Source organism: Eubacterium sp. CAG:156, assembly GCF_000434315.1.
Taxonomy (GTDB): Bacteria; Bacillota; Clostridia; order Lachnospirales; family Lachnospiraceae; genus Eubacterium_U; species Eubacterium_U album.
This window is the reverse complement of sequence record NZ_FR878157.1, coordinates 88,463-100,690: the sequence shown is the minus strand read 5'-3', so window position 1 is coordinate 100,690 and position 12,228 is coordinate 88,463. Positions and strand designations below refer to the sequence as shown.

Annotated in this window: 12 protein-coding genes; 7 read left to right on the top strand and 5 right to left on the bottom strand. The window is 34.6% G+C overall.

The genetic code is table 11. The annotated features are described in order from the left end of the window. Nucleotides 1–572: 572 nt before the first annotated feature. On the bottom strand, nt 573–1,118 hold the full coding sequence (locus tag ABMA45_RS05960) for an NADH peroxidase (protein ID WP_022088974.1): 546 nt from the start codon (nt 1,116–1,118) through the stop codon (nt 573–575). 42 nt (nt 1,119–1,160) lie between these two features. Continuing rightward, nucleotides 1,161–1,541, bottom strand: coding sequence for a Fur family transcriptional regulator (locus ABMA45_RS05955; protein ID WP_022088973.1), 381 nt, complete (start codon nt 1,539–1,541; stop codon nt 1,161–1,163). Between the two features lie 486 nt (nt 1,542–2,027). On the opposite strand from ABMA45_RS05955, the gene glpK reads away from it, so the two are divergent. Together glpK and ABMA45_RS05945 are read left to right on the top strand one after the other, a co-directional pair. After that, nucleotides 2,028–3,521 carry a glycerol kinase GlpK gene (glpK, locus tag ABMA45_RS05950; RefSeq protein WP_147586663.1) on the top strand — a complete coding sequence of 498 codons (1,494 nt, stop codon included), beginning with the start codon at nt 2,028–2,030 and terminating at the stop codon, nt 3,519–3,521. A 121-nt stretch (nt 3,522–3,642) separates the two neighbouring features. Next, on the top strand, nt 3,643–4,575 hold the full coding sequence (locus ABMA45_RS05945) for a glycosyltransferase family 2 protein (RefSeq protein ID WP_022088971.1): 933 nt from the start codon (nt 3,643–3,645) through the stop codon (nt 4,573–4,575). 183 nt (nt 4,576–4,758) lie between these two features. Here ABMA45_RS05945 and gltA read toward each other — a convergent pair whose 3' ends face one another. After that, nucleotides 4,759–6,147, bottom strand: coding sequence for an NADPH-dependent glutamate synthase (gene gltA, locus ABMA45_RS05940; RefSeq protein WP_022088970.1), 1,389 nt, complete (start codon nt 6,145–6,147; stop codon nt 4,759–4,761). Beyond that, nucleotides 6,147–6,992: a sulfide/dihydroorotate dehydrogenase-like FAD/NAD-binding protein gene (locus ABMA45_RS05935; protein WP_022088969.1), complete on the bottom strand. Its 846-nt coding sequence runs from the start codon at nt 6,990–6,992 to the stop codon at nt 6,147–6,149. Before ABMA45_RS05935 ends, gltA begins: the two co-directional genes overlap by 1 nt. A 522-nt stretch (nt 6,993–7,514) precedes the next feature. Here ABMA45_RS05935 and thiS point away from each other — a divergent pair. The 5 genes from thiS (at nt 7,515) to ABMA45_RS05910 (ending at nt 11,194) form a co-directional block, all read left to right on the top strand. After that, on the top strand, nt 7,515–7,709 hold the full coding sequence (gene thiS, locus ABMA45_RS05930) for a sulfur carrier protein ThiS (protein ID WP_022088968.1): 195 nt from the start codon (nt 7,515–7,517) through the stop codon (nt 7,707–7,709). Between the two features lie 176 nt (nt 7,710–7,885). Continuing rightward, nucleotides 7,886–8,656 (top strand): thiazole synthase, encoded by a 771-nt coding sequence (locus ABMA45_RS05925; RefSeq protein WP_022088967.1) that lies wholly within the window; start codon nt 7,886–7,888, stop codon nt 8,654–8,656. Nucleotides 8,657–8,762: 106 nt separating this feature from the next. After that, entirely contained in the window at nt 8,763–9,899 is a 1,137-nt protein-coding gene (gene thiH, locus ABMA45_RS05920) for a 2-iminoacetate synthase ThiH (RefSeq protein ID WP_347496338.1), read from the top strand. 130 nt (nt 9,900–10,029) lie between these two features. Next, entirely contained in the window at nt 10,030–10,653 is a 624-nt protein-coding gene (locus ABMA45_RS05915; RefSeq protein WP_022088965.1) for a thiamine phosphate synthase, read from the top strand. 124 nt (nt 10,654–10,777) lie between these two features. Then, nucleotides 10,778–11,194: a PH domain-containing protein gene (locus ABMA45_RS05910; RefSeq protein WP_022088964.1), complete on the top strand. Its 417-nt coding sequence runs from the start codon at nt 10,778–10,780 to the stop codon at nt 11,192–11,194. Nucleotides 11,195–11,418: 224 nt separating this feature from the next. Here the strand turns inward: ABMA45_RS05910 and ABMA45_RS05905 are convergent, their stop codons facing one another. Beyond that, a complete protein-coding gene (locus ABMA45_RS05905; protein ID WP_022088963.1) occupies nt 11,419–12,102 on the bottom strand; it encodes a TIGR00266 family protein in 684 nt (227 codons plus the stop codon). Nucleotides 12,103–12,228 lie beyond the last annotated feature (126 nt).

Here is a 12,228-nt window from a genome sequence, read left to right as displayed (position 1 = left end):
TTTGTTGCAACAATTTAGCGGATTTGATATGATATCTTTGGGTACTACCTAGAAACGGTAGGCGGTTAGTCCTTCAGAAGAGGGACTAAATCCTCTGATTACATGGAAATCTTCATAGGAAGAAATCTGGATTTACTTAATGAGTGATTTTGAGATTTTATACATAGTGTTGATGATTATTTCGATTATAGTTACCATACTTATAGAATATATAAATAACTTAAAAAAGTAACCGCCGTCTGCAAATGGTTTGGTTACTTTTTTAACTAAAATATTTGTGACTAACCGTCTATCGGTAGTACCTTTTTCTATATCTATAGTATCAAATTTATATAAATAATTCAATGGTAAATTACGAGCAGTTTATGTCGCAATATTAAAAAAAGCCGAGCACCATTCATAGCCCTGCGGGCTATTTCATGGACGGCTGTCGTATAAATTACGAGCAACCTCCAGCTCGAATCCGCTTCACTACTTCTCGCTGGAGATTGTCACAACATTAAAATAAAATAGCTTACACCTTTGTGAGTAAACTCCCAGGTGTAAGCTATTTATTTTAACGTTGCTCGTAATTAGCCAAAGTATCTTTTTAATAAGCCTTCGAATGCTTTGCCGTGTCTTGCTTCGTCTCTTGCCATTTCATGTACTGTGTCATGGATTGCATCGAGGTTTGCAGCTTTTGCTCTCTTTGCGAGGTCAAATTTTCCAGCTGTTGCACCGTGTTCAGCTTCAACTCTCATTTCAAGGTTTTTCTTTGTGCTGTCTGTTACAACTTCACCGAGTAATTCTGCAAATTTAGCAGCGTGTTCAGCTTCTTCATAAGCAGCTTTTTCCCAGTATAAACCGATTTCAGGATATCCTTCTCTATGAGCAACTCTTGCCATTGCAAGGTACATTCCAACTTCTGAGCATTCACCTTCAAAGTTTGCTCTTAAGTCAGCAAGAATATCTTCGCTTACTCCCTGAGCTACACCTACAACGTGTTCTGCAGCCCATTCTTTTTCGCCTTCTTCAACTTTGTTAAACTTATCTGCACCTACACCACATACTGGACACTTTTCAGGTGCTGAATCTCCTTCATGTACATAACCACATACTGAACATACAAATTTTGCCATTTTTAATTCCTCCATTATATATAATTATTTTTTAGTGACTTACTAATCTTTCTTATTGCACTTAGGACAAATGCCGTAGTAGTAAGTTTGGTGACCTTTTATTATTCCGTCAAAATGATCTTGAGCTATCTTGTTAATCTGTAACTCTTTCATAAATATATCTTCAACTTTACCGCATTCTGTGCAGATGAAGTGGTAGTGGGGTTCTGTGTGCCCATCAAAATGTTCCTTACCATCGCCTAATTTTAATGAAAGGACTTCACCTTGTTCAACCAGAAATGAAAGATTACGATATACAGTTCCAAGACTGATGTTAGGAAGTATTAGCTTAACACTTGCATAAACATCGTCTGCTGTAGGATGATCATATCGGCTTAATAAGTTTTCTCTGATTAACTCACGTTGCTTACTGTATTTGACCATTTGCTTTCCTCCATAACAATAATAGTAACGATTACTGATATTATAATATCTAATGAATCCTAATTTGTCAACACTTATTTTTAAAAATATGATAAAATATTTAGCTATTATGTTAGGGAAATATGACATCGGGGTAAAAAGCAATCGCCTTTAATGAGCGTATCGGGACGTGCCTAAGAATTTTTGCCAGCTTATGTTCATGTGGATTTAGACATTTTGACTCTGTTATAATAAAACATTTAACAATTGTGAATTGAAAAATGGAGGAAACGTAGTAAATGAAAGACGAAAAATCATTTGCAATGCAAGCATGAATTCTTGCATTTATAAAGAATAAATTTACAATATAAAAAGAAAATATTAATATTTCATCTTAATAAAATATGGTACAATTATATATGAGTTTTAGAACGTGAAAATAATGAAGGAGGAGCGTAATTTAAATATTTCTGTGTGATGATTATTTGGAATTACGCGAAGTTACATATGGAAAAATACATTATGGCACTTGATCAGGGAACTACAAGTTCAAGATGCATTTTGTTTAATAAAAAAGGTGAAATAATAGCTCAGGCAAATCAGGAATTTACACAAATATTCCCAAAACCCGGCTGGGTTGAACATGATCCGGAAGAAATTTGGCTGACACAGTTACTTTCAATAAGAAAAGTAATGAATATGGCTGGAGTTAGTGGCAATAATATAGAAGCAATAGGAATCACTAATCAGCGAGAAACTACAATTGTGTGGGACAGGAATACAGGAAAACCGGTGTATAATGCGATTGTATGGCAGTGTAGAAGAACTGCTGATATTATTGATGATTTGGAAAAACAGGGAAAGAGTGATTTGATAAAGAAAAAGACAGGATTGATTCCCGATGCTTATTTCTCAGGGACAAAGATTAAATGGATTTTAGACAATGTTTCCGGAGTGAGAAAGAGAGCGGAAGCGGGAGAACTTGTATTTGGAACTATTGATACATGGCTTATATGGAAATTAAGTGGTGGAAGTGTTCATGTAACAGATTATACAAATGCTTCAAGAACAATGTTATTTAACATTAAGGAATTGAAATGGGATAATGAATTGCTTGAATTGTTAAACATACCAAAGCAAATGCTTCCTGAGGTTAAACCTTCAAGTGGAATATTTGGTTATGCAAGCAAAGATATATTGGGAAATAATATTCCGATTACAGGAGTGGCAGGAGACCAGCAGGCAGCATTGTTTGGACAGGGATGTTTTGAAAAAGGCGATGTTAAAAATACATATGGAACAGGATGCTTTTTATTGATGAATACAGGAAACACACCTGTTGAATCGCAAAATGGGCTTATTACAACAATAGCAGCATCAACCGATGCAAAAGTTGAGTATGCACTTGAAGGTAGTGTTTTTGTAGCGGGAGCAGCGATTCAGTGGCTTCGTGATGAAATGAAACTTGTGGAAAGTGCACCGGAGAGTGAGGATATGGCTTCTAAAGTTGAAGATACAAATGGAGTTTATGTTGTACCTGCTTTTACAGGTTTGGGCGCTCCATATTGGAAGCAGAATGCCCGTGGAATGGTTGTAGGACTTACAAGAGGAACAAGCAGAGAACATTTTGTAAGGGCAACACTTGAGTCATTGGCATATCAGACATATGATTTGGTAAAGGCAATGGAAAGTGATTCAGATACTTCAATTAATTCGTTAAAAGTAGACGGAGGAGCTTGCGCAAATAACCTTCTTATGCAATTCCAGTCAAATATATTGCAGACAAATGTAGCACGCCCAAATGTAATTGAAACTACAGGTTTAGGTGCAGCATATCTTGCAGGACTTGCAACAGGGTATTGGGCAAGCAAGGAAGAAATAAAAGCCAATATGGGAATTGAAAAAACATTTGAGCCTGATATGGATAAAAAAAAGGTAGAAAGAATGGTAAAAGGGTGGCATAAAGCTGTCAAATGTGCCATTTTCTATAGTGAAGAATAAGTTAAAAACGAAAGTTTTCTGACTATATGAAGATTTAAAATAAATAATAAAGCAATTAAGATGATAAGTATTTACTAATGCAGTATTAAAAATAATTGGACTACAAGGAGAAACTAAAAAAATGAGTATTTTATCGGTGGTAATTCCGGCATACAATGAGGGAGCGATGCTTCATAAAACAGCAAATGTTGTATCAACTATTTTAGAGGAAAATAATATAGATTATGAAATAGTATTTGTAAATGATGGCTCAAAAGATAATACATGGGAAGAAATTGAAATAGCAAGTAAGGCTAATCCAAAAGTTAAAGGAATTTGCTTCTCAAGAAATTTTGGAAAAGAAGGAGCAGTATTTGCGGGGCTTGAATTCGCTCATGGTGATTGTTGCGCAGTTATGGATTGCGATTTGCAGCATCCGCCTGAAACTTTAGTGGAAATGTATAAACTTTGGAAGCAGGGATTTCAGGTTGTTGAAGGAGTAAAGGCGACAAGAGGAAAAGAAAGTGCAATTCATAAATTATTTGCAAAGACATTTTATAAAATTATAAGTGATGCAACAAAGATTGATATGTCAAGGGCATCAGATTTTAAACTGTTAGATAGACAGGTTGTAGATGCGTTTATTGCTTTACCTGAAAGACAGGTATTTTTCAGAGCATTGTCATCATGGGTTGGATTTAAAACTACATATGTGGAATTCGATGTCCAGGAAAGAGAAGCCGGAGTATCAAAATGGTCATTTAAATCTCTTTTTAAATATGCAATTAACAATATTACGTCATTTACAGTTGCACCTATGCAGATAGTTACCGGTTGTGGGATGTTTTTATTTGTGTTCTCTATTATTTTCGGAATTTTTTCATTAGTGAAATATTTTAGTGGAAAATCATTAGAAGGATTTACAACAGTTATTTTACTTTTACTTATTATAGGTAGTATTTTGATGATGAGTTTAGGTGTAATTGGTTTCTATATTTCAAAGATTTATGAGGAAGTAAAAATGAGACCACGATACATTGTGGCAAAAACAACAGATGATAATAATGAAAAATAACTGATGGCATAAGTTATAAAAAGACCTGTTCAATTTAATATACATTTAAGATTATAAATGTATATTAAATTGAGCAGGTCTTTTTTATATAGTCGGGGTCAAAAATCCTTGACTTTGATGCCTACGGATTGTCATACGCTACGCATTTAAACACACCCTGGCATTTTATTATATATTAATTAATTATTTATTCTGTAAGTAAGCATCAATGCTTTCAGCAGCCTGTTTTCCTGCACCCATAGCAAGGATAACAGTAGCAGCACCTGTAACAGCATCTCCACCTGCGTAGATTCCTTCACGTGTTGTCTGAAGAGTTTCTTCGTTTACAACTAAACATCCACGCTTATTTGCTTCCAAACCTTCAGTAGTTGTTCTGATTAATGGGTTTGGTGAAGTACCGATTGACATGATAACTGTATCAACATCAAGTTCAAAATTACTTCCTTCAACTTCGATAGGACGTCTTCTTCCTGAAGCATCAGGCTCACCAAGTTCCATTTTAACGCATTCCATTTTAGAAACACGACCATTTTCGTCGCCGATAAGTTTTACAGGATTATTTAAGTTCTTGAAGATGATTCCTTCTTCAATTGCATGATGAACTTCTTCCTTACGTGCAGGCATTTCTTCCATACCACGACGGTAAACTACGTATACATTTTCAGCACCAAGACGCTTTGCAGTTCTTGCAGCATCCATAGCAACATTACCACCACCTACAACAGCAACATTTTTGCTCTTAATAATAGGTGTATCATATTCAGGTAAGTAAGCTTTCATAAGGTTAGCACGTGTTAAGTATTCATTTGCTGAATAAACACCGATTAAAGCTTCGCCTTCGATTCCCATAAATGATGGAAGTCCGGCACCTGAACCTACGAAACATGCTTCATAGCCCATATCAAAAATTTCATCGATTGAAAGAACCTTACCTACAACCATATTTGTCTCAATGTCAACACCAAGAGCAGCAAGGTTATCAACTTCCTTCTGAACGATAGCCTTTGGAAGTCTGAATTCAGGGATACCGTAAACTAAAACACCACCGGCTTTGTGGAATGCTTCAAATATAGTAACCTGGTAACCTTTCTTAGCTAAATCTCCGGCACATGTAAGTCCTGAAGGACCGGCACCGATAACAGCAACTTTTCTTCCGTTGCTAACAGGTTTTTCCGGTGCAGCAAGGCTGTTTGCCATATGGTAATCAGCACAGAATCTTTCCAAACGTCCGATTGCTACAGGTTCACCCTTTATACCACGAACACAATTTCCTTCGCACTGTGATTCCTGTGGACATACACGACCACATACAGCAGGAAGCCCGTTTGTGCTTGTAATGATTTCATAAGCTTTTTCAAATTCTCCGGCAGCTACCTGTTCAACGAATTCAGGAATTCTAACATTTACAGGACAACCGTTTACACATGGTTTGTGCTTACAATTTAAACATCTTGTTGCTTCTTCAATAGCCATTTCAGGAGTGTATCCCATGGCAACTTCTTCAAAATTCTTATTTCTTACATTTGGTTCCTGCTCAGGCATAGGAACTTTTGTTAAAGACATATTTGCCATTATTTGTCACCTCCAGCCATTTTATACATACGACAATGTTCTTTGTCGTGAGCTTCTTTTTCTTTATATGTAGAATTACGTTTCATTAATTCATCAAAATCAACTTTATGTCCGTCAAAGTCAGGACCGTCTACACATGCAAATTTAATTTTTCCATCTACAGTAACACGACATCCACCACACATACCTGTTCCATCAATCATAATAGGGTTTAATGAAACTAAAGTTTTAATATTGTATGGTTCTGTTACTTTTGCAACGAATTTCATCATAGGAACAGGTCCGATGGCGATAACTAAATCATAGTCATTTCCGGCATCGATAAGGCTTTGTAATTTGTTTGTTACAAATCCCTGTTCGCCATAAGAACCATCATCAGTTGTTATATATAAATTGTCGCAAACATCCTTGAATTCATCTTCAAGAATAACGATATCTTTATTTCTAAATCCGGCGATAACATCAACCTTAGCACCATTATTAAATAAAGCTTTAGCTGATGGGTAAGCGATGGCACATCCAACACCACCACCGATAACGCAGGCTTTCTTTACTCCGTCTAATTCTGTTGCTGCACCTAATGGCCCAACAAAATCTAATAAAGCGTCTCCTTCATTTAACTTAGAAAGAATCATTGTTGTCTGACCTACAATCTGGAAAATGATTGTTACAGAACCCTTTTTGGGATCTGTATCTGCGATTGTAAGAGGCATTCTTTCACCATATTCATCAATACGAAGAATAATAAACTGTCCAGCTTTTGCTTTTTTTGCGATAAAAGGTGCTTCTATTTCTAAAAGTACAACTGTATCGTTAAGCTGTTTTCTTCTTAAAATTTTGTACATAGTAAACTCCTTAACATAATAAATATTTATATTCTACTTAAAATCTTCACTAGTATACCATAGTAGGAAAAAGTACGCAATTCCAAAAACTGCATAAATATAGAAAGAATTGTATAAAAATCCTGTTATTGAGCAAAAATAGAAAGTTAAAATTATATCAATTATGTAATTTGTCAAAAAAATTGCTTTTGAAAAAATAGATTTAGTATAAGCAACAATTTTAAGCCAATAAAGCATGTTGACAATTAAATTTATGTATTTTATACTTTAAGGCGAGTCTAAAATAGATTAAATAAAGTCAAGACTTAAGAACAGTAAATGATGTTAGAAAAAAGTGTGGCTTGTAGGAGATAATATACAAAGCATTCATACAATTTTGACATCATTAAATTAAAATAATTTAAATTTAAATATTGTACAGTTGAGATTGAACAGGAGTTCATGAAGGGGTACACCACCACGGGTGTAGTTTCTTTGTGGACTCTTTTTTTATTTGGCTAGTGATATGGAAGGAGGAAAATAATGAAGATAAATGGAAAAGATTTTGTTTTGAATAAATCAACTACAGTAAGCGAGTATTTAGAAAAAAACGGATATGTTCAGACGCATATAGTTGTTGAATTAAATGAAAAAATTTTGCCAAAAAATATGTATGAAAAAACATACTTAAAAGACGAAGACTGCCTTGAAATCCTAACTTTTATGGGTGGAGGCTGATTTGAAAATATAATATGTCAGGCTAAGATGCTTAATTAAGCAGGAAAAATTATAGCGATATGAAACTGTGACATTTAAGCAGGAAAAATTATAGCGATAGGTAATTGCAACATTTATTTTAAGAATATTGTAGAGTTAAGATTTTGATTTAGAAGCAGTGTTAAAGGAGGAACATTATGAATAAGGATACATATTCAATTGGAGGACATGAGTTTGAATCTCGTTTTATTTTGGGATCAGGAAAATTTTCTCTTGATTTAGTTAAAGCATGTATTGAAAAAGCACAGACACAGATTGTTACAATAGCACTTCGCCGTGCAAATGAAGGTGGAATGGCAAATATACTGGATTACATTCCGGACAATGTTACTTTATTACCTAACACATCAGGAGCAAGGAATGCAAATGAAGCAGTAAGAATTGCACGTCTGGCAAGAGAAATGGGATGTGGCAATTTTGTTAAATTAGAAGTAGTTCATGATTCTAAATACTTGCTTCCGGATAACTATGAGACGATTAAAGCAACAGAAATTTTAGCAAAAGAAGGATTTGTTGTTATGCCATATATGTATCCTGATTTGAATGCAGCAAGGGCGTTAAAAGAAGCAGGGGCAGCCTGCATAATGCCGTTAGGAGCTCCAATTGGTTCAAATAAAGGACTTGCAACAAAAGAGTTTATCCAGATACTTATAGATGAAATTGATTTGCCAATTATTGTAGATGCAGGAATTGGACGACCTTCACAGGCGTGTGAGGCAATGGAAATGGGAGCTACTGCTGTAATGGCAAATACGGCAATTGCTACTTCAGGAGACGTGGAAGTTATGGCTGAAGCATTTAAGAAAGCAATTGAGGCCGGAAGAAGTGCATATTTAGCCGGACTTGGACAAACTATAGAAAAAGGTGCAAGTGCATCATCACCATTAACAGGATTCTTGCATGATTAACAGGAGGCTTTAAAAAATGAAAAATGAACAGAATAACAATCATGTAAATGAGAGTATTTTAAGCGAACAGATTTTAGAAGACCAGAAGAAAAATAGAATTAATCATATGGAATATTTGCCGGGAATGGAAAACATAGGTTCAGAGATAATGAATAAAGTAGTTAGTGAAATGAACAATTATGACTATGACAAATATACAGAATATGATGTAAAGAGAGCACTTAACAATACAGAAAGATGTGTTGAGGATTTTAAGGCGTTACTATCACCGGCAGCGCTTCCATTTATTGAAGAGATAGCCAAGGCAGCACAGATAGAAACAAGAAAACATTTTGGAAACAGCACTTATATGTTTACACCAATTTATATTGCAAATTATTGTGAAAATTACTGTATTTACTGCGGATTTAACTGCCACAATAAAATAAAACGAGCTTGCCTTAATGATGAAGAAATAGATAGGGAAATGAAGGCAATCGCTGATACAGGACTTCAGGAAATTTTGATTTTAACAGGGGAGAGCCGTGCAAAATCAACAGTTGAATATATTGGAAATGCCTGCAAAATAGCAAGAAAATATTTTAAGGTAATCGGACTTGAAATTTATCCTGTAAACTCAGACGAATATGCATATTTGCATGAATGTGGAGCTGATTATGTTACGGTATTTCAGGAAACTTATAATTCAGACAAATATGAAACTTTGCATTTAGCGGGGCATAAGAGAATTTTCCCATATAGAGTGAATGCACAGGAGAGAGCATTAAAAGGTGGCATGAGAGGTGTTGGATTCGGTGCACTTTTAGGACTTGATGACTTTAGAAAAGATGCATTTGCTACAGGATATCATGCATATCTTTTACAGAGAAAATATCCACATGCAGAGATTGCGTTTTCGTGTCCAAGATTGCGACCGATTATTAATAACGATAGAATTAATCCTATGGATGTTCACGAGACTCAGCTTTTGCAGGTTGTATGCGCATACAGATTATTTATGCCATTTGCCAGCATAACAGTATCAACAAGAGAATGTGCAAGAGTCAGAGATAATCTTGTCCAGATAGCTGCTACTAAGATTTCAGCCGGCGTTAGTACAGGAATTGGAAGTCATGCAAAGGATATTGAAGATAAAGGTGATGATCAGTTTGAAATCTCTGACGGACGTTCGGTTGATGAAATCTATAACGATTTATTAAAGGTCGGAATGCAACCTGTAATGAGTGACTATATTTATGTATAGCAGATGGAGTTTATGAGCTATTTTAGAAAAGTAAGAAAACTTATAAATGCTTATTATGCATAACACACAAAATTTGTTATGTATAACAAGTGGAAGTTAAGAGAGTTTATTTTTGTGGTAGGTGAAGTTTATGAGTGACACATATGAAAATAAAATCAAAGAAAACGGATATATAAATGATAAAGTTATATGCGTTACAAACAGACATTTAAGCGAAAAGTCATTAGCCAGGCAGGTAGAAATAGTATGCAAATTTCATCCAAAAGCTATAATTTTGAGAGAAAAAGATTTGCCGGAGGATGAGTATATGACTCTTGCAAATGAGATACTTGATATTTGCAAAAAAAATAATGTTAAGTGCATATTACATTTTTATCCTAATGTGGCAAAAAAGTTAGAGTGTGATGCAATCCATCTGCCTCTTTTTAAACTTAGAGAAAATCAGAAATGCTTATCAGGATTTAAAATAATAGGGACTTCGGTTCATTCGGTAGAGGAAGCAATTGAAGCACAAAATCTAGGTGCGACATACATAAGTGCAGGACATATATTTGCAACAGATTGCAAAAAAGGTGTTCCACCAAGAGGATTAGAATTTTTAAAAGAAGTGTGTCAAGCGGTAAACATTCCGGTCTATGCAATTGGGGGAATTAAGCTGTCAGATGAACAAATAAAGTTAATTACAGATTGTGGGGCAGCAGGCGGATGTATAATGTCAGGAATGATGAAACTGAAATTAGAAGATATGGAATAAAGATTTTGCCAGTTGATTAAAAAAATGAGAAAGACTATCAGGAGATAATTAGTTTACATATTACAGAAATTTTATTAAAATAAAATGAGTAATTAATAACAAAGATAGAAATGAGGGTTTTATTATGAGCAGAGTAATAGAAGAAAACGGACGAAGAAGCGCAGAAAAGGAATTGTGGTCAGATAAGAAAAGAACAATATTTGGACTTCCAATTTCATTTACAAAATATACACTTACAGATACGAGACTTATTATTAAAAGCGGATTTTTAAACATTAAAGAAGATGAAATCATGCTTTACAGAATTACAGACATTACATATAAGGCAAGTCTTTGGGAAAGAATGTTTGGAGTTGGCAAATTGTTCTGTGATTCAGCTGATAAATCAGCAACTAATTTTATTGTTGGACCTATAAAGGAGGCTGTAAAGGTAAGAGATTTGCTTTCTGATAATGTAGATGAACAGAGAGATAAAAAACGTATCAGAGGAAATGAATTTTTCAATGATTCAATGGATGATGACATGGATTTACAGAATTAATATGATGACATGAAGTTGAATAATGAGAAATCATAGTCATATAAAATCATGAAAGTTAAAATTATTTTGTAAAATTCAATCTAGAGATAATGAATTATAAATAAAAAGCACCTATCCTTCAACAAACGTGAAACAATTTCAAATTTTAGATTTGAATTTGCATAATACACTATAGTTGTAAAAGGTAGGTGCTTTTATGTTTATATTTTTAATTTAAACAAAAATTATTTTGAAGATGTTGGGATGTACTGGGCAAGTGTAGATGCCATATTTGAAATAGGCATTGTCTGAAGCCATACTCTTCCAGGACCTGTAATATATGTATTGAAAATTCCTTCGCCACCAAATAAGATGTTCTTTACGCCCGGAACAGTCTTAATATCCATCTGACAGCTTTCAGACATAGCTGCAAGATGTCCTGTGTCTACAACAATTTGTTGACCTGCTTCAAGATTATATTCAACAACATGACCATCAAATTCTGCAAATACAATTCCGTTGCCTGCAACCTTTTGCATGATGAAGCCTTCACCACCAAATAAACCTGAACCTAATTTTTTTCTAAAATGCATAGAAAGTTCAACTCCACGTGATGAAGCTAAGAATGCAGATTTTTGTAAGATCATTGCATTGCCTGGAGTTATTTCAAATGCTTTAATAGAACCCGGAAAGCATGAAGCAACAGCAATTTCACCGGGACCACCTTGGGCTGTGTAAATATTTTGAAATAAGGTATCTCCTGAAAATGCTCTTCCAAGTACTTTTCCAATTCCACCATTAGTAGTTGTTTCCATTAACATGTTTGGTGACATCCATGACATTCCACCACCTTCGGTAATAATGCTTTCACCGGCTTCCAAGTTCATAATTACAACTGGGAGTGTATCTCCCTCAATACGGTAATTCATAAAAATCCTCCTTATATATGTTTATATTTTGTATTTCTTTTTAATATATGAACTGTTATGTGCTAGATATTTGTAAAATCTTATCTGACATTTAAAAGTATTATAGCATATACTTACCGATAATAT